Source organism: Methyloprofundus sp. (assembly GCF_965251085.1).
Lineage (GTDB): Bacteria > Pseudomonadota > Gammaproteobacteria > Methylococcales > Methylomonadaceae > Methyloprofundus.
In genome coordinates this window covers 1125753-1144807 of the sequence record NZ_OZ252594.1, presented here as the reverse complement: position 1 = coordinate 1144807, position 19055 = coordinate 1125753, and the positions used below count along the sequence as shown (strand labels likewise).

12 protein-coding genes are annotated in these 19055 nt (G+C 41.7%); 1 reads left to right on the top strand and 11 read right to left on the bottom strand.

From position 1 onward, the window contains the following. Positions 1-162 precede the first annotated feature (162 nt). The 3 genes from ACQY3F_RS05280 to ACQY3F_RS05270 form a co-directional block, all read right to left on the bottom strand. The gene (locus tag ACQY3F_RS05280; RefSeq protein ID WP_428353889.1) at positions 163-2076 is read right to left on the bottom strand and encodes a multiheme c-type cytochrome; all 1914 of its coding nucleotides are present in this window, start codon (positions 2074-2076) and stop codon (positions 163-165) included. 447 nt (positions 2077-2523) lie between these two features. Beyond that, on the bottom strand, positions 2524-3489 hold the full coding sequence (locus tag ACQY3F_RS05275; RefSeq protein WP_428353888.1) for a discoidin domain-containing protein: 966 nt from the start codon (positions 3487-3489) through the stop codon (positions 2524-2526). Between the two features lie 526 nt (positions 3490-4015). Continuing rightward, a complete protein-coding gene (locus ACQY3F_RS05270; RefSeq protein WP_428353887.1) occupies positions 4016-4660 on the bottom strand; it encodes a hypothetical protein in 645 nt (214 codons plus the stop codon). A gap of 937 nt (positions 4661-5597) precedes the next feature. Between ACQY3F_RS05270 and ACQY3F_RS05265 the strand changes: the two genes are divergently transcribed. Further along, entirely contained in the window at positions 5598-7394 is a 1797-nt protein-coding gene (locus ACQY3F_RS05265; protein ID WP_428353886.1) for a hypothetical protein, read from the top strand. Positions 7395-7592: 198 nt separating this feature from the next. Here ACQY3F_RS05265 and hrpA read toward each other — a convergent pair whose 3' ends face one another. From hrpA to tolB, 8 genes are all read right to left on the bottom strand, one after another. After that, positions 7593-11495 carry an ATP-dependent RNA helicase HrpA gene (gene hrpA, locus ACQY3F_RS05260; RefSeq protein WP_428353885.1) on the bottom strand — a complete coding sequence of 1301 codons (3903 nt, stop codon included), beginning with the start codon at positions 11493-11495 and terminating at the stop codon, positions 7593-7595. A 348-nt stretch (positions 11496-11843) separates the two neighbouring features. Next, positions 11844-12812 (bottom strand): FAD-binding oxidoreductase, encoded by a 969-nt coding sequence (locus ACQY3F_RS05255; protein ID WP_428353884.1) that lies wholly within the window; start codon positions 12810-12812, stop codon positions 11844-11846. 632 nt (positions 12813-13444) lie between these two features. Next, positions 13445-14452: a 23S rRNA pseudouridine(2605) synthase RluB gene (rluB, locus tag ACQY3F_RS05250; RefSeq protein ID WP_428353883.1), complete on the bottom strand. Its 1008-nt coding sequence runs from the start codon at positions 14450-14452 to the stop codon at positions 13445-13447. A gap of 277 nt (positions 14453-14729) precedes the next feature. After that, complete coding sequence (locus ACQY3F_RS05245) at positions 14730-15116, bottom strand: YbaY family lipoprotein (RefSeq protein WP_428353882.1); 387 nt, start codon at positions 15114-15116, stop codon at positions 14730-14732. A gap of 55 nt (positions 15117-15171) precedes the next feature. After that, entirely contained in the window at positions 15172-15819 is a 648-nt protein-coding gene (queE, locus tag ACQY3F_RS05240; RefSeq protein WP_428353881.1) for a 7-carboxy-7-deazaguanine synthase QueE, read from the bottom strand. Positions 15820-15824: 5 nt separating this feature from the next. Continuing rightward, the gene (gene ybgF, locus ACQY3F_RS05235; protein WP_428353880.1) at positions 15825-16640 is read right to left on the bottom strand and encodes a tol-pal system protein YbgF; all 816 of its coding nucleotides are present in this window, start codon (positions 16638-16640) and stop codon (positions 15825-15827) included. Continuing rightward, positions 16640-17200 (bottom strand): peptidoglycan-associated lipoprotein Pal, encoded by a 561-nt coding sequence (gene pal, locus ACQY3F_RS05230; RefSeq protein WP_428353879.1) that lies wholly within the window; start codon positions 17198-17200, stop codon positions 16640-16642. Before pal ends, ybgF begins: the two co-directional genes overlap by 1 nt. Before the next feature lie 561 nt (positions 17201-17761). Then, the gene (gene tolB / locus ACQY3F_RS05225; protein WP_428357618.1) at positions 17762-19033 is read right to left on the bottom strand and encodes a Tol-Pal system beta propeller repeat protein TolB; all 1272 of its coding nucleotides are present in this window, start codon (positions 19031-19033) and stop codon (positions 17762-17764) included. Between the last annotated feature and the right edge of the window lie 22 nt (positions 19034-19055).

Here is a 19055-nt window from a genome sequence, read left to right as displayed (position 1 = left end):
CGCGCACGAAATAACTTAAGCAACTGGCTTGTTTTTTTATCCGTCTTCTGCGTTGTAGAAACTGTTACGTAGCTGGCTATGCGCCTGTTTCTACGTCTTGAATACGAATAAAAATCCTGCGCCAGATGCTCAACTTATTCCGTGCGCGTTCCTTATCTATTGCTAATTTCTCAACGTAATATAATTAACTTTATTTATACTTGTTGATTTTAAAGAAGACGCATTAAACATTTGTTTAAACCGGGACACTTCAATAGCCTGGTCGCTGAATAAATCCTGAGCAAATGCATAGCCTAATGTTTGATAGATCAGTTCCGCCTCAATTGAATATTCCTGACCGGGCATATTCTTAAGGGCAAAGCGAAGAGTATCACTACCGCCGATAAAATCTTTATCCTCTGCTGCCAACCCCTGTACCTGAATTTTATTCGGCACAGTTTGCTTATCAAACCCCTTGGGTAATAAGCGATTGTCTTTTATATAGCTTTTTGCACGTAGTAAGGTGTAGGTAATATTATCTTCATGGTCCTGCATAACTGCTTCATAAACCTGAACCTGTTCAGCTGATTCAATCACATCATAGTGCGGCTCATAAAAGCCGGCATTTCGATCAGAGTCCAGCTCAACCACACTCCCATCAGCATTGACTTTACCCGTTTCAAACACAATATTGCCTTGCTTATCCCGCACTAGTACATGGACAATCACGCGCCGTGACGGATATCCAGACGGCAGTTTATGACCAGTGAGGCTATTAATCTTTAAATTGAATTTCAATTGCGCATTGTCCACCGAGACATTATTTACCTCTAATAAAGCAGCCTCACTCAGCAATTGTTCTGCATTTAAAAGACTAGTAGAAAAATCTTCAGGTACAACACCCAGCACTTCTCGATAATCTTGCAATATAGATAGCATCAAGCGATTACTGCCCAGAAAGCTGTGCTGCGCAAAATCATCTCTTTGCGTCTTTAAACCATTAGGTTGACTGGCAATAACCACGCCGTTAGCACGCGGCATATGGCATTGCTGACAACTATCCGTTGCGACATAATCACTATGCAACCATTCGCTGTAAGGCATTTGCTCGGGGAATTCATCTGCAGTACTACTACTTAAAATATTACCTTGTGCGTCAGTATACGGGGTGGTTAAATCATGACAGCTGGCGCATAGCTCTGAGGACTTTATATGCTCACTATACACAGGGGTAAAATTAGCAAAATTTTGCATGGGGCTGGTTAATACATTTTCGAAAGGCCCGTATATTAAGCGCTCGGTGCTGGTCGGGTAAGTATCTATCACAAAGTTCCCGGAAAAGCTGGCCTCAGTGCCAAAGGGCTCGTTGGGTGATATTTGATGGCATAAGCTACAACTAACGCCATTCATCGCCAGATTGTGATAAGGATTAGTCCTATTCAGAAACCCTGCTCCAAAAACCTGCTGAATACTATCACCCTGCTTTCTGGCCTGTTCATTTGCCATAGGTGCATGACAACGCGTGCATGTATCATTAATAAAATCTTGCTGGTTCGGAGTTCGATTTAATTCGCTCCTGATCTTGGCCTGCCAAAAAGGATCGCGGGTAGCATTGGCCATCATGCTTGTTTCCCATGCAGAAACGATAGACACATCGTTGCCCTGATCATCTTTAATACCATTATGGCACTGCGCGCAGATACCCGATCCGCTAAAGTGCTTCGATCTAAAAATAGTTCGTCCCCGGGAAGCAATAATACTTGACGATAAATTATGTATCTGAAATATATTTTCTCCCAGGTAGTGCATATCAGCCGCGTATTGTTGACCATCTAGCTCTATCCGAGACAAATGCAAACTTAAATCACTATAGACCGGAACTATTTCTGCTGGGGGGACTAACTCCAGTTGACTGGCTATCTCTTCAAGTTTGAGTTTGTCGGGTGGTAGAAAACTTAAATTTGCCTGATAATATTGCTCTTGAAAGCGCAGGTAAGGGATATGCAACTGATTTTGTTCTGTCGTAAAAGTCGCATCTGCCCAGCACGGGCTCACAAAAGCTATTATCAGGGTTATTAATACGCTATATTTTCTCATCGGATTTTTTCTAAACAGGGAAAGAAACCAAGCACCATGCCGGGAGTATAAGTACTCGATTAAAATTTTTAACACTTTAGATTGAATTTTCACGAAGGATGGGTAGAGCGTCTTTTTGCGACTCGCAAGAGCTCGAAGAGGAACCCATCATTCTACGTGGGATTGATGGATTTCACTGCGCACCTAAAAAACCAGGTGCTACGTTTTACCCATCCTGTCAGAAATGTTAAATTAATTTTACACAGGCACTTAGCTCTCACAAAAGCCCGTTACGAAGCTTGCGGAAGGAATCTGCAGGGCATTATTTCCCGCATTCCGCGAACTTTATGCGGGCAACCTATGTTATAGCTAATACAGCCTTATGAACTATACAAAGTGCTGCTGTAGATGGGTAGATTACAGCACCTGTTAGACGCATAGACGCAAACTGAAACCCATCAACTGCGCTTATTTGCCATAAGCCGCTATTTCTATCAGGCCGGTATTGCCACCGGTACTTGTCACTACATCCAGACGTATCGTTGAGCTAGTCCTGTCCAGTTGGAATTCGTAGGCTTGATTTGTATCGGGTAGAGTAAATGGTCCTAGCACTTCACCCTCATCAAGGCTAATGGTAAAGCTGAGAATTTTAGCCGTTCCATCTGGCATAAAGCGAGACCAGACTTCAAGTGTATCTATTTGTGATGCTTCTGCCAGGGTAAATTCTATATAGGCATTATCGCCATCGCCAGCGGAAGACCAGGCCGAGTTTGCAGAACCATCAATAGCACTATCCGCACCCCAGGCTTGATTATTTTGCGCACCGCCAAAATTACTACTGACGGCTGTCACTATAGCGCCATTCGCAGGCGCAAGAAGGTTATTATCGGTAAGGCCCTGAGCAGCTGTTGTAAAACTGTTTACTTCATCCCAGTACAGACGCCCCTGGGTATCCGTTCCTTGTACCCGATAGAAATAAAGAGTCTCTGCTTCCAGGTTTATCAAGATAGGATTATGGTCGATGATGGCGCCACCATTCATATTCGCATCTATTGCCACTGCGCCAAACTCAAGCGTCTTTCCATAAACTACCGAGCAAGCAAGGGGTATTGATGATATAAAGCTTAATCGTGCTTCCGTGGCTTTAATATCTACAATAGCCGGTGCCGGGCCATCAGTCACTAAATCAAGGTCATAAAGTTGCGGAGGAACTTGAGTATCCGCTAAAAAACCATAATCATTGAGTTTAAAATTGATTTCACCTGTTGCATTAGCAACATAGCCTAAGTCTGCCCATAAGTATTGCTCCTGAAACTGAATGACCGGAACATGTAATTTTAATTCTTCTGACAGTGTTGCGGGTTCAGCTATTACGACGGAAGTTGAGTAATATAAGCACGCTAGTAATAGGCAAGTGTTATTTTGGATTTTCATGGGAAACTCAAAGATTAGGGAATGTATACGAAATAACTTAGGAGCGAGAATTCAATAATACCCGAAAGTATGGCGCAGGGTTTTGGCATCACAGTCGTGTTAGAAAAACAGGCGCATAACAGGCTACGCAACTGTTTTTCTAGCGCGACGGTGGAGTCAAAAGACAAGTCAGACTCGGATATTATTGAATTCTCGCTCCTTAAGCACCTGGAAATAAATAAACGTCCAATATTTGTTGTAGATTTTATTTCGTGCACATTCCTAAGGAAGAAAACATGACCATTAACCTAGAAAAATCAGTTGAGCGCGAATTTATAGTACAAGATATCGGTTTCACAGTGCTTTCAAAAAATTTTAGCTTCACCCATAGGTTAAGCGGGTATTTTTTGGAAGTGCGGTGGAATCGAAAGCTTGTGCTAGAAACCGTGGGCAACTGATTTTTCTAGGATTAAGAGAAGGCAGAAAAAAAAGAGCCCCACTAACAAGAGGAGCTCTTTAATTTATAGCTTATACAATAAGGTACGAATTACATCGACATCGCAGGAACATGTGACGCTGTAAAAGTTGCACGATATCCGTGTACACCTTTATAACAATCATCTGTTTCAGAACAGTACATTGCGTTCACGCCGCCAATATTTACAGAGTATTTACCTGCTGGTAATTTAGCACGATAAACAATAGTGTCTTCTCCCCAGGCTGAAAATTCTGCTGCTTTAAATTGAATGGTTGACCAGAAGTTACCAATCGGGTTAAAGCTACCTTTTTCTTTTTCAGTTGTGCTATCCCAACCTTCGTATATAGACATTGCAGGATACAACATAGCACCAGAAGTAGCATATGATTTAGCACCTGTTTCTCTATCAACTTTCAATTCGTATACGCCTTCCTGACGCGTGATTTTAATTTCTAGAACAACTTCAGCTTCTAGGTCTAGTGCTACCCAGTCAGTCGTGTGAGTCCAGCCAATATCTGGCGCTTCAAAAGCAGGTTCAAATGAGCCTTTACCACCTGTGCTACCAATAATTTCAGCACTGCCATGATGGCCTAGAGATACAGTCCACTCGTAACCAATTCCGCCTTCTTCAGGGTCTGCGAATTGTACATCTGCTATAGCAGTTGTTGATAAAGCAAAAGCACCAGCGCCCAAAATCGTTGCAAATTTATTCATTCTATTTAATACCTCTATTTTGTTATGCAAAAGTTCATGATAAGTCAGTTTTACTATATAAAGGGCTACATAACCTTTTGCTAAAAATAACTATCAGAACAAATTTAAGGTTACTCTAAAGTAACTAACAGTAAATTAAAGCATATATTATGCCATAAAACATTTTTAGATTCATATTGACTGGTTCTAGTGTCATAAAACTGTGATTTCACCAATTTCCCATATTAAACAATATCTAAACTTTGCCGCTGAATTTTCTAATTTAAATTTGAGCGAACCAGGTTCAATTCTCTTGAGGCGATGACAAGTATCTATAATCATTAACAATTAAATAAGCAAATTTTAATATTCTGAACATTTATCAATTACTTCTTGCCTATACAGATCTGCATTGCGGTTACCCTTTATCTAAAAATACCATAGCCAGCATTAATGCATAGATGCAGATTAAAAAAAAATAACGACAAAACTCTAGCAACCATAGCCTTTCTATTTATTAATCTATGTTAAATAACGATTATAAGTGACGGCATTTACCTTATTCATATAATGTATTGAAGGTTAATTTCTCTCATCCCTAGATAAACAAGCCCAGACTAATTTTCATTTATGGTACGGTTTGTGCTTTCCTGTAACATCCCTTAAGCAATATTTCAGCTGCGAGAATTATTCGTTATTTATGCTAAAAATTAAAGCCATTAAAACAATTTCCCTAAGTTTTTTCTTATTAACAGCCTGCCTCTTATTCAATCAGCAAACCAGCCTAAATTCATCAACAATCAAGCCGCTGGGCAAAGGTAATTTAACCGCCCTGAACCAGGTTTATAACTATTGGAAACAAAATTATCAGCAACATAATGGTGATCAGTTTCTAAGCATTCCTCTCAGCGCACACAAGGGCTTAAATGGGATTTCGGAAAGCCAAATAACTATAGACATGTATAGCGGTACTGTAACTGCTGCAATTAAAAATTTAGCACCTAATTCCTATGACATCTGGTTAGTCGGCAGTCAGAAAGCTGACAAACACATACAAGTCACCCAGCGTCTAGGTCACTTGATTGACTCTGGAAATAATACCTACCGCCTAGAATCACAATTAAACCGCTCTGAGATGCAGGACATCTACCTCAGTCGTATCATTGTGAGTTCAGACTTACAAAATCCGCTATCAAACATCTTGCTATCTGGTTCACCCAGCTTATTTCAAAAAATCTTTTATGGAGATCAGTACTGGACTGCCGCGCAATTAGAAAGCGCCTTATTGCCCAATGAAGCAACTGACCAATCCGACTCTATATTTGATCAACTATTACCCAAAGCGGCCTATGCTAAAAGCCCTAGACATTCATTAGACGATACTTTAAGCGCGCAAATTGCTAAAGGCAGGGATATATTTATCAATGAAACGTTTGAGGGAAATGGACGAACTTGCAGCACCTGTCACAGACTGGATAACAATCATACAATTGATGCGAAGTATATTGCTCAATTAGCAGATGACGACCCGCTGTTTATTGCTGAAACTAATCCCGATTTAGCCAATCTTGAACAGCCCAAACTATTACGCCAGTTCGGACTGGTACTGACGAACATAGATGGCTTTGATAAGCCAGGTGTACTCCGTAGCGTTCCTCACCTACTTGCCTTAGGAACATCTATTACCCCGGAAGATGAGTTTGAAGCTAAGCACGTCATACATGCCCTGGGCTGGTCTGCCGATGGAGCTCCTGATGATGGTTCATTACGCACCTTTACCATTGGCGCAGTCATGCAACATATGCCCAAAACTTTAAACCGGGAAGCAGGCATAGATTTTCGTTTACCAACTAATGAAGAGTTAGATGCACTAGAAGCGTATATGCTATCCCTCGGTCGCTCGGAAGATTTAGACTTGGACAATATGTACTTCTCTTCGCCACTGGTACAAAGGGGTCGCGAATTATTTCATAGTAAAGAACCTGGAACTGGTCAGTGCAAAGGCTGCCATGTTAATGCCGGGGCAAATAGCTCTAGCTCTTTGCAAAATGGCAACCGCAATACCGGTGTTGAGAACATGCCGGATAACCTGCTAAAATTAGTCTGGAAGCAAACACCAACGGATGGCGGATTTGGCAGAGATCAGCGCAGTGACTGTGGCTGGTCTGAACAGTATAACTGCTTTGGTAATCATGAATTTAATATGACCACTGTGGTTGAAGCGGCAGATACGCCACCATTCTTCCATAATAATTCGGTCAATACGATTGAAGAAGCCGTGGCCTTCTATAACAGTAATGCCTTCCATGCTTCTCCGGGAGCAAACCCTGCCGACCCTGATGACCCGGATTCTGTATGTGAGCGCTGTATTCATTTGGAGCCAACTCAGGTAACAGCCATTGCATTATTTTTACGCACTATTAATGCAATGGAGAATATTCGTAGTGCAAATGACTTGCTGCACCAGGCAAAGTTTTTAAAACGGCATCAGCGCAATGAGTTAATATTACTTGCCATAGCCGAGACTGAGGATGCCATCGAAGTTCTAGAAGGTGGTGCGATTATTCCTAACCCTGAATCAGTTAAATTATTGCATAAGGCGTTGTCTTTAGAACAAAGAGCACTGCAAAAACGTAATAGAAGAAGTGTGGGTAACTTTATTAATGAAGCCATTGAATATCAACAGCTAGCTAATGATTTGATATTAACTGAAGCGCCTGAAAATAGCGACCTTCTTGCCTCTACATCTGAATAAACACAAAGCGCAATTCTTACCAGAAAGAGCCGTCTAAAGAGACTGTAAAAGAATTTTTGTAGATTGGGTAGAGGAAAGAAAAAACAATAATCGAAGCCACTAAAGCTATTGATTTTTTTGGATCTTAAGCTCCTCCCAATCTACGACGCCTGTCTTTTTATGCATACCTTGATACATTCACAGCTTCTGAAGCTCTCTCTACAGACTGTTCCACGCTTTTTCTAATCGCTTAGCAGATATAGGTATAGGAGTCTTTAATTGCTGGGCGAATAATGACACTCTAAATTCTTCCAGCATCCAGCGAAATGGCTCACGTTCGGGATTGACAATTTCATCTTTCTGCCGCTTTTCAATACTTTGCCAGAACCATTGCTGAAATTTTGCCATTTCCTGCATTTTTTGCTGGTCCCTATCAGCCTGGTGCAACATGTTTTGCAATCTTATTTCTAGCGCCTGTAAATAACGCGGATAATGCTTTAAATGTTCATCAACGCTCGTGGTTAAAAATCCCTGATAAAACAAACGTGCTAATTGCTGTTGCACATCAATCACAGATTTGTCCTGTTGTGGCAATCGATCGACTTGTTTTTTAATTTGCGTGTACAGCGATAAAGCCTTAATTACATGCTCACCAATTTTATTTGCCGTGTTAATCAGTTCTGGCTTATTTGCTTTTAGGCACTGTTCAAATTGCTGTTCATTACGCAGGGTATGACCCTTCACAAAAACAGACTTGATAATCAGACTTAGCATATCTTCTTTATAGTTGCGGCTGAGTATGTCTTTGTTTAAATCTGGATGTTTTTCCAGGCGATTATAGGCCAATTCAGACTCAGGAGAGAAAGGCAGGTTTTTTAAAATATATTTGGCATCTTTTTTTAACTGTAATTGAAATAAGCGCTGCAAGCCCATTTCATGCAGTAAAACTGCTTTATCCTGAGTATCCAGAATACGCACACCAACAGCATCGCCCTCGTCGATAATTGCGGGATAACCAATAAAGTCCTGTCCGTTCTGCTCAAATTGATAAACCTCAGGTAACTCATCAAACACCCATTTAATACAACCCGTATAATTTAATTCATCCTCTGCTATCTGGTTAAAGCTATCCCCTGCGGTTTCATTATATTTACGTTGCAAGGCTTTTAAATCTCTGCTGTTATCCAGTTGTTTACCCTCTTCATTGACCACACGAAAATTCATGCGTAAATGATCGGTAATCACCTCTGTATTCCAGGCTGTTAAAGGAATGGATTCACCAGTGAGTTTACGCAAACGCATGGTTAGCCATTCATATAAAGAGCCTTTGCCATCGGGTTCAACTTCCAGGCAGCGCTCTACCATACTAGGCACCGGGACAAAGTATTTACGCAGATTCTTTGGCAGTCCTTTGACCAGAGCAATTAACTTATCTTTTAACAAGCCAGGAACTAACCATTCAAAAGCTTGCTCGGTTAACTGATTTAGCTGATGCACGGGAATAATCACCGTTACCCCATCCTCTTCATGACCAATTTCAAAGCGGTATTGCAAAGGCAATACTAACCGGCCTATCCTGATTTCGTCTGGATATTCCCAGGAACTGATATGCCCTTCATCCTGACGGGTTAAGTCTTCTTTAGACAAGAATAATAATCGCGGTTGTTCATGTTCGGCTTTTTTGCGCCACTGATCAAAGGTAATGCCGTTAACCACAGTTTCCGGGATTTTCTGATCATAAAAATCATATAACCATTCTTCATCTTCGATTAAATCAACACGCCGTCCCTTATGTTGTATATAACCCACTTCTTCCAGTAATTTTTCATTTGCTTTGAAAAATGGCGCATTCGTTTGATAGTCATGCTCAACTAAAGCCTGACGAATAAACATTTGTCGCGCGGCTTTAGGGTCCACATGCTCATAGGGAATTTTACGCCGTGCTTGCAGCGTAATTCCAAATAATAAAGTGCGCTCAAAAATAGCGCCCCGCCCGGCTTTTTTCTCCCAGTGCGGATCAAAGTGATTTTTCTTGACCAGGTGCTCGGCACAGCGCTCTATCCATTGTGGTTCAATTTTCGCTACGCAACGCCCATACACTTTACTGGTTTCGACCTGCTCGGCTGCCATAATCCATTTCGGCCGCAAACGGTGTTGTCCAGAGCCCGGAAAGATAAAGAATTTTAAATTACGTGCGCCCAGGTATTCATACTGCTCATGTTTAAAGCCAATATTCGACAATAAACCTGGTAATAAGGCCTGATGTATTGCTTCATAAGAGGCTTCGGAGCTATTCAGCTTAAGTTTTAATTCACCTTTGATCACTTGCAAGATCTGCGTATGTACATCCTGCCATTCTTTTAGGCGCACATAAGAAAGAAAGTTCTGCTTACACCACTTGCGTAACTGATTATTAGAAAGGTGTTTTTTACGTTCTTCAAAGCTGTTCCATATATTAATAAAGCTGAGAAAATCAGAGTTTTCGGCGACAAATTCAGCGTGTTTGGTATCTGCCTGTTGCATTTTATCGGCCGGCTTTTCACGTGGATCCTGTATGCTGAGTCCAGCAACGATAATAGCCACTTCACTTAAACAGGACATTTCTTCGGCCGCAATTAACATCCGTGCTAGTTTTGGATCAACCGGGAGTTTGGCTAATTTCTGTCCAACGGCTGTAAGTTTGCCAGCTTTATCCAGTGCATTGATTTCCTGCAAGGACGTTAAACCATCGCGAATCATTTTATCTTCGGGTGGCTCTACAAATGGAAATTCGCGTATATCACCTAATTTCAGCGATGCCATTTGCAGGATCACCGAAGATAAGCTGGTGCGCTTAATTTCGGGCTCGGTAAACTCAGGTCGGCTTAAATAATCATCCTTCGAATATAAACGTATACAAATCCCTTCAGCAACACGACCACAGCGCCCTGCTCTTTGATTAGCGCTAGCTTGAGAAATTTTCTCTATCGGCAGGCGCTGAATTTTACTGCGATGACTATAACGACTGATCCGCGCATGACCTACATCAATCACACTGCGTATACCGGGTACAGTCAAGGATGTTTCAGCGACATTGGTTGCTAATACTATGCGTCGTTTACCCGCTTTGGTTTTAAACACCCGTTCCTGTTCGTTAACACTGAGTTTTGAATACAGAGGCAGAATCTCGTAGCGACCATGATTATGCTTAGTCAGAGATTCATTGGTTTCACGTATATCACGTTCACCACTCAGAAAAATCAGGATATCACCGCTAATGTCATGCTGTAATTCATCCACAGCATCTAAAATAGCCTGCTGTACATCCTTAGTGGTTTCATCTTCTTCCTCTTCCTGCTCAATCGGCCGGTAGCGCATTTCCACAGGAAATGTACGCCCAGAGACGTTAATGATGGGTGCATTGAAGAAATGTTCGGAGAAGCGTTCGGGGTCAATGGTTGCCGAAGTAATAATAAGTTTTAAATCAAGACGGCGCGGTAATAACCAGCGCATATAACCTAGCAGAAAATCTATATTTAAACTACGCTCATGCGCTTCATCAATGATGATGGTGTCATATTGACTCAAATAAGGATCATTTTGCGATTCGGCCAGCAAAATACCATCGGTCATTAATTTAATAAGCGAGGTTTCCCGGGTTTTATCATGAAAGCGAACTTTATAACCCACAGCCTGGCCGAGTGGCTGCTTCACTTCTTCTGCAATGCGGTCTGCAACTGTACGTGCAGCAATACGTCGAGGCTGAGTATGGCCAATTAAGCCAGCTGCACCACGCCCGATTGATAAACATATTTTAGGCAACTGGGTGGTTTTACCGGAACCGGTTTCACCACAGAGAATGACTACTTGATTATTTTTTATCAGCTCAGCTATTTCATCTCTTTTTGCAGAAATGGGTAAATCTGGAAACTCCAGTACAGGAAAACTGGCAAGACGTGCATGACGCTTTTCTATAGACTGCTTGAGCTTTAGCTCCAGGCTAAGCAGTTTGTCCTGAACATCTTGTCCTTTTCTTAATTCATTACGTAAACGATCGAGTTGTCGCTTAATGGCTAGACGGTCTTTATTAAGCGTTTTGGATAGACTTTTGGTAATTTGCTGGATCAGTTGTTGCGCTGGCATATTAGATTATAAATTAACGGGGGATATTATTTAGAGTGCCGCTAGAGCAGACGTGTATCTAGCACAATCAAATTAAACTCGATAACAGTAGAACTACCGTGACTTATAGAGACTCAACGGCTCTCACTTGATAAAAAAAACAGAAGGGGATCTGAACAACTTCTAAGGAGCGAGGATTTAATAATATCCGCAAGTATGACGTAGAATTTCGGCATCACAGGCGTGCAAGGAAAACAGGTGCATGGCAGGCTACGCAACTGTTTTTCTAGTGCACTGTGGAGTCAAAAGAAACCTCATTCCTACCTAGGTAGGAACAAGTCAGGCTCGGGTATTATTGAATTCTCGCTCCTAAGCTGCTGAAACAAATGCATCCGTATAGATATCTTTCATCGATACTCCTTGCATAAAAGCTTCCATTTTCATGGAACTAACCATATCAGGGTGACCACATAAAAATACTCTCCAACCTTTCCAGTCTTGCATATGTGCTACCGCTGCTTTATCAGCACGTCCTGCAATAAATCCTTCGGAAGCTGTTTCACTTGAGACACAAGGGAAATAGGAAAAGTTATCATATTTTTGCGCAAACTCCCGCAACTCATCAATTCGGTACAGGTCTTTGACCTCACGGGAGCCATGAAATAACATAACGGGCCCTGTATGTCCCTGCTTTAGCGCATCCTCCAAAATTCCAGCTAATGGAGCCAATCCTGTTCCGGTGCCTATTAATAATAAGCCCTGATCAGCCTGTTCAGGAATATAAAAACAGTGTCCCTGCGGCTCTGAAACAGCAATGTTATCGCCAACTTTTATTTCATCATGCAACCATTCGCTGAATTTACCATCAGGTAAACGGCGTATATGAAACTCTAAAATACCATCTTGTTTCGGCACGTTAGCAATCGAATAGCTACGAATTAAACCATCTTCACGCTGTAAATTAACAAACTGCCCAGCAAAATACTCTTGTATATCCTGACATTCGATTTTTAATAACAAGGTATTATGGTTCAACATTTCATTGACCACGACTGTTCCCTGGCTAAATATCTCAGATTGTTCCGGTAATTTAAGCTGCATATCCTGCTCGGGGAAACATTGGCAGGCAAGAAAATAATTTTGCCGTTTCTGCGTATCTTTTAAGCCCTTTTGTGCCAGTTCAGGAGGTGCTTGATCAACACTACGTATAAGGCAACTATGGCAAGTCCCTTTTTGGCAAGCATACGAAATATCAACGTCTTCTCTAATCAGGGTATCCAGCACCGACTCATTTAGCTGACAGGTATAGCTTTCTTCGCCCAGAGTGATTTTGGTCATTTTATAATCCTACTTAATTAAATATCTATGTTCTTAGAACGTGGTTTTATTACACCCTAGAAGGTGTGTTTTTAGCATCGTTGGTGTTCAAAAATCGGGTGGAGTGCAATAGCTTCAGCTATGCTGTTGCGGAAAAAGCTAAAGCTTTTTTTCTCCCCTCTTTAACCTAGAAAAATCAGTTACTCACGGTTTCTAGCCCAAGCTATTGATTCCACGCCCAACTGATTTTTCTAGAATAAAGGGCACGAAAGCCTTTTTTGGACACGGTTATACTTAATCATCTGGTCTAAGAAAGAACTAAGGGACGTGAACGAAATAAAATTTACAACAAGTAATGGACACGGGATCTTTAGTCCCGCATGGAAATGGCGGGACTAAAGATCCCGCTTCCAAGTTGACTAATTTGTTTCGTGCACATTACTCAGCTTAAAACACGACTTCCCCCAGTCGAGCATGATAACTATACTTCGCGCGGTCACGGATGCAGATTTCTAGCGGCTGAGTTTTTGCCGATAGCTACGTTGCTTAAACCGTTACGTAGCTAGCTATGCGCCAGTTTCAGCGCCTTGCTATCAACAAAAATCAGCTCACTATACAACCGCATCCGTAACCGCGCAAAGTATAGTAAGCGATTATCTCCGAGGCCGCTTGTTTTTATCATAAGACGGTTTTTTATCGGCTCTATTTCGCTCAGTGGGGCGTCTAGATTCCCGGCCATCTTGTTTAGTGACAAATCTAGATTTTGGCTTCGCCTGTGTCTGTACTCTTGGTTTGCTTACATTTCCTGGCTTCTCACTCGGCAAGCCTACAAAACTTAATAGATCATTAAGCTCTCTTGTCGTTAATTCATGCGTCTGCCTAACGCTTAAACCATCCGGCAAAAATATCGGACCGTAGCGTACGCGCATTAAACGGCTAACCTGAAATTCTAGTGCTTCCCATAGACGACGAACCAGACGATTTCGCCCTTCTTTTACCGTCACATGGTACCAGCGGTTAGCCCCTTCACCGCCATTAAATTGAATATCATCAAACTTCGCCAACCCATCTTCTAGCTTTACACCTTGTTTTAATTGAGCAAGATGAGCATCAGTCACTTCACCCAGAATACGTACGGCATATTCCCGGTCAATTTCCGATGAAGGATGCATTAGGCGATTAGCTAATTCACCATTGTTGGTAAATAATAATAAGCCCTGCGTGTTAATATCGAGTCGTCCGACGGCAATCCAGCGACTTGTTTGTAACTTAGGTAATTTTTTGAATACTACCGGGCGGTCTTCGGGGTCTTTACGGGTAACCACTTCTCCCGTCGGTTTATGATAGATCAATACACGAGTTGCTTGTATGCCAAATTTTTGCCATTTTAAAGGCCGCCCCTTTAAAAATAATTCATCTCCTGCTTTTAAACGGTCCCCTAAACTAGCCGCCTGACCATTTAGTAGTATGAGCCCTTCTGTTATCCAGCCTTCAACTTCCCGGCGTGAGCCAACGCCTCCTCTCGCTAATACCTTCTGGATACGCTCACCCTCAAGTTTTTTTTCAGTTTTGGGGGGGGTAGCAACTTGCGTCGAAGCATCAGCAGATTCCTTATCATCTGCATAAGGTTTTATATTGATAACGGGGGCTTGAGTTTTCACGTGTTAGTCTGTTTAATAGATAATTGTATGATTTAGATAGTTTTAATGGAAATAATACACTATCTAAAAATAGATTTTATAGATATTTTACTGCGTTCAAGCTCAATCCGTTTAGCTATTTCTGAACGATAGTCTAAATTGTCAAAATAGGCTACGAATTTAAGACGGGACAGCACTAAAAAAGTGCGCGTGAAGATATTATTTTTTACCATGAAAGACATCATGCGCTTCAGGGTGATTATTGCCCTGCTTAAAATAGAGCGTGTATTAATGCCGCTTATTTTCCTTGAATACTTTTCACCATCACCATTTTCACCAGGAGTTCAGACTGATTTTCACCCTTCAGAACTGGGTGCATAGTATCGCTGATAAATTTTAATTTTCCATCAACGGTGATTTTTGCACGTACATTATAACGGTGGCCAGGCTTGATTTCAGTACTGTCATATTTGATAGCAAAGGCAAAGGGCGGTTGCCCCGCCGGAGTAGTGCTATCACTGCCTAAAACAACCGCAGCAATATCCATCAAAGAAACATCTTCCAGAACCGCTTCAAATACGGCGTTGCCTGGTAACGCTATGCGTTCACGATAATAAGCACTCCCAGTAAGCGTTGCTGGTTCAGCATATAGAGTATTAACTGAAACACTGAGCAGTAAACCCATTAGGACAGGGGAAATTTTGATCATTTTGCTTCCTTATTCAAGACACTGTTTAAACTCACTTCCCAGCGACATCGCCCCAAAGAAACTTGTGTAATTGTACCTGAAAGCGCACCGGTAATTGATCTGCTAGAATCCACTCGGCAAGCTCGGTAGGGTCTTGCTGACCCATCGACGGAGAGAATAGAATCTCACATTTTTGCGCTAACTGATATTCTGTCATTTTTGCTTTAGACCAGGCATAATCTTCTGCATTGCAGATAACAAATTTAAGCTGATCTTTACTATCCAGATAGTCCAAATTAGCATATAAATTGCGTTGTTCTTCGGCTGATGCCGGTGTTTTAAGGTCCATAACCTTAACGATGCGAGCATCGACATTAGCAACATCGATTGCACCACTGGTTTCCAGAGAAACGCTATAGCCTTTATCCGCTAGTTGTCTGAGTAGTTCCACACAACCCGGTTGCGCTAATGGCTCACCGCCAGTAACGGTAATATAAGGGGTATTATACTGTGCGGCCTGGTCAATAATACTCGCTATGCTTTGCATTTCTCCACCAGAAAATGCATAGCTGGTATCACAATACTGGCAGCGTAAGGGACAACCTGTTAAACGTATAAAAACGGTGGGTAAACCAACCGTCCTAGATTCTCCCTGCAGAGAATGAAATATTTCACTGATACGTAAATCTTCACTTTTCACTGCGCTTATAGACCTATATTCTGTAATTTCTTTGTTGCCATATGCGCTGCTGTGCTATCCGGGTACTGAGTGCTAATCTGGGTATAAAGTTGTTGTGCCTTTGACGTATTATTTTCTTGCTTATAAATATCCGCTAACTTCAGCATGGCCATGGAGGCTTTTTCACTTTTTGGAAACTGTGTATAGACAGCCTGAAAATTTTTCTTTGCTGCCGATATATCATTCACCACTTTATAGACAGAGCCTAACCAAAAGTAGGCATTATCACTGTATGAACCTCGAGGATAGTCTTGCAAGAATTGCTCAAGCTCACTAATCGCCTGTTGATAGTGACTATTTTTGACACTGGCAAAAGCTTTATCAAAGGCTGCTTTCTCCTCTGCCTTGGATTTAGGCTTTACTTGTTTAACCGCTTGCGCTTGCTTAGTAATGGCAGGCGCAGTCGCTTTAGCTTTGTAGTGCTTAACAGGAGCAGTGTATGGCTTCATCACGGGGACGGGTGCGCTAACCGAAATTCCGGCAGCGCTCTCTAATTGTTGCAGGCGTGAGTTCATATCTGCATATAGGTTTTGCTCGCGCTGCTTTAAATTATTAATTTCATGACTCTGTTGCTCAAGCATACCGCGCAACTGTTGTATCTCGGTTTGCAAGGATTCCACCCGGCCTAGCATCTCCAACATAGGTTGATTCCCAGCCGCTTGACCAGAATAGGCTGCGCCATTGGCATAGGTGGAATTATTAATAATCGGCGGCAATGATTTTGATTCAGCATAGACCATGCTGGAAATACATAAGCCTAAAAGGATTGAAAATATTTTCATTATTTATATACCACTTCTACCCGGCGGTTAAGGGCAAAAGCATCATCATTATGTCCAAGAGCAACAGGTTTTTCTTCGCCGTAACTGACAACCTCTATCTGGTTACTCATCGTGCCAATTAATTGCATCATTTTGAAAACTGATTTTGCCCGTTGCTCTGCAAGCGCAATATTATACTCGCGAGAACCGCGCTCATCTGAGTGGCCTTGCAGCGTAATTCTTTGATTCGGATGATTCATTAAATACTGTGCATGCGCTTCTATCACGGGTATAAATTCATTCAGTACCTGGCTACTATCATATTCAAAATAAATCGTACGCTTTGATAATGGGCTGGACGGATCAGAAAATTCAGGGCTGAGCATTAAGGCTTCGGCAGCACTGAGGTTTTTATCCAGAGTAAGCTCTGTTATCTTTGCGCTATCGGCATCATAAACATAGCTCTCACTAACTGAACTGCCATCTAACGTAGTTGCGCCATCTTTTACCGCATCTTTAGTACAGCCGGATAATAAAAATGCCGTAATAAAGAGGCTGATTACTGATATATATATTTTCATTTGGTATGCCTTTATGGAAAATAGTTAATGTTCTGATTGTTTATGTTGAAAACTTAAACGGGTAGAAATTGTATAAATATGCTTCGGTGTGCTCTAGCCTAAGTTTGCAGCCTGTTTTTCTAACGTTAATAATCTTAGCATCTCTGTTTTAGCAATGCGCAGAGAATAATTCGGTCACTGGGAATCAGGATCTTTAGTCCTGCCTGTTAATCGCAGGACTAAAGAGACAGTGAAAGTGTCATATAATTCGCATAAACCTAGAAAAATCAGTTGCTCACGGTTTCTAGCACAAGCTATTGATTCCACAGCACTTCCAAAAAATTCCCGATTAACCTACGGGTGAATCTAAGATTTTTTGAAAGCACTGTGAAACCAATATCTTGCACTATAAATTCGCGCACAACTGATTTTTCTAGGATAAAAGAACAGGCTTTTAGCTTGGAGTTGGACTTGAAAAATTCAACAATCAATAGCTTATGTAGCTCCGATTGTTGGGTTTCGTACCTCTACCCAACCTACAAAAACACCATCACTTACTCTAAAGATCTTTGCCAGCTAACTTTATTTACGCGGAGCCCATGCAGGTTCACGCACCTTACCAGTAAGAGCCTGAATATCCAGCTTGGTCAAACCATCCAGAGTCACAGTAGATAAAATTTCATTATCGCCTTTTCTGCGTGCATAAATAATTGCCTGGCCGTTCGGTGCAAAACTAGGTGATTCGTCCAGAGGGCCATCGGTTAAAACAGTGTTGCTACCTGTTATCAGATCTAATACAGCAATACGGTAATTACCCTTTGCACCTTGTACCATGACTATGGATTTTCCATCTGCTGAAAATGATCCCCGGGCATTATAATTACCATCGAAGGTTAGCCGTTTTGCGCTACCTTGTCCATTGCTGGGCATTACATAGATTTGCGGTAATCTGCCCCGATCTGAAGTGAACAGGATTTGCTTACCATCCGGCGACCAGGAGGCTTCAGTATCTATCGCCCAGGACTGAGTTAATTTACGTAATGACAAATCAGCCAGAGTTAAGATATAAATATCCGAATTACCATCTTTGGATAATGTGATAGCTAATCTTTTCCCGTCCGGTGACCAGGCAGGCGATCCATTAATACCTTTAAATTTAGCTACGCTTCTTCGCTCACCCGTTTTCAGGGTCTGAATAAAAACTTCAGATACCTTGTTTTCAAATGAGACATAAGCGATTTTTTGCCCATCCGGTGACCAAGCCGGCGACATGATAGGTTCTTTTGATTGCGCGATTGAAATGGGGTTTTCACCATCATAATCAGCGACCTGTAATTTATATTGCGGCTTATTTTGCGCATCAAACACACTGGTAACATAGGCAATACGCGTAGTAAACACCCCTGGAATTCCGGTAATTTTCTGAAAAATTGCATCGCTCAAATGATGTGCAGCCATATTTAAAGACGCGGCCTCTACGGTAATTCGCAAACCTTTTAACTGCTCTTTTTTATACACATCAAACAGGCTCATCTGTATGTGATACAGATTATTATCTTTAGTAATAAAACCAATCACCAGATAATCCTGACCTATGGCAGCCCAGTTACGAAATTTTACCTGCCCTGGCTGAGTCGGGTGTGTCAGCATTTCATCCCTGGCTAATACTTTGAAATAGCCACTTCCCGCTAAATCCTGGGCAATCATTTGCGCTACATCAGTATTCAGCTTTTCTCCCTGAGGCGCAGCAAAAGGCACAACCGCTATCTTATAAGCGCGTTGTACACCTTCAGTAATTTCTATGGTTAATTCTGCTTGCAGGACATGACTATAAATCAGGGTAGTCAAGGATATTAGTAAAACAGCTAGTTTGTTG

Excerpts from the sequence above, each read along its gene's own strand:
- ACQY3F_RS05280 (WP_428353889.1), bottom strand. The coding sequence starts at position 2,076 with ATGAGAAAATATAGCGTATTAATAACCCTGATAATAGCTTTTGTGAGC.
- ACQY3F_RS05275 (WP_428353888.1), bottom strand. The coding sequence starts at position 3,489 with ATGAAAATCCAAAATAACACTTGCCTATTACTAGCGTGCTTATATTAC.
- ACQY3F_RS05270 (WP_428353887.1), bottom strand. The coding sequence starts at position 4,660 with ATGAATAAATTTGCAACGATTTTGGGCGCTGGTGCTTTTGCTTTATCA.
- ACQY3F_RS05265 (WP_428353886.1), top strand. The coding sequence starts at position 5,598 with ATGTATAGCGGTACTGTAACTGCTGCAATTAAAAATTTAGCACCTAAT.
- hrpA (WP_428353885.1), bottom strand. The coding sequence starts at position 11,495 with ATGCCAGCGCAACAACTGATCCAGCAAATTACCAAAAGTCTATCCAAA.
- ACQY3F_RS05255 (WP_428353884.1), bottom strand. The coding sequence starts at position 12,812 with ATGACCAAAATCACTCTGGGCGAAGAAAGCTATACCTGTCAGCTAAAT.
- ACQY3F_RS05245 (WP_428353882.1), bottom strand. The coding sequence starts at position 15,116 with ATGGGTTTACTGCTCAGTGTTTCAGTTAATACTCTATATGCTGAACCA.
- ybgF (WP_428353880.1), bottom strand. The coding sequence starts at position 16,640 with ATGAAAATATTTTCAATCCTTTTAGGCTTATGTATTTCCAGCATGGTC.
- pal (WP_428353879.1), bottom strand. The coding sequence starts at position 17,200 with ATGAAAATATATATATCAGTAATCAGCCTCTTTATTACGGCATTTTTA.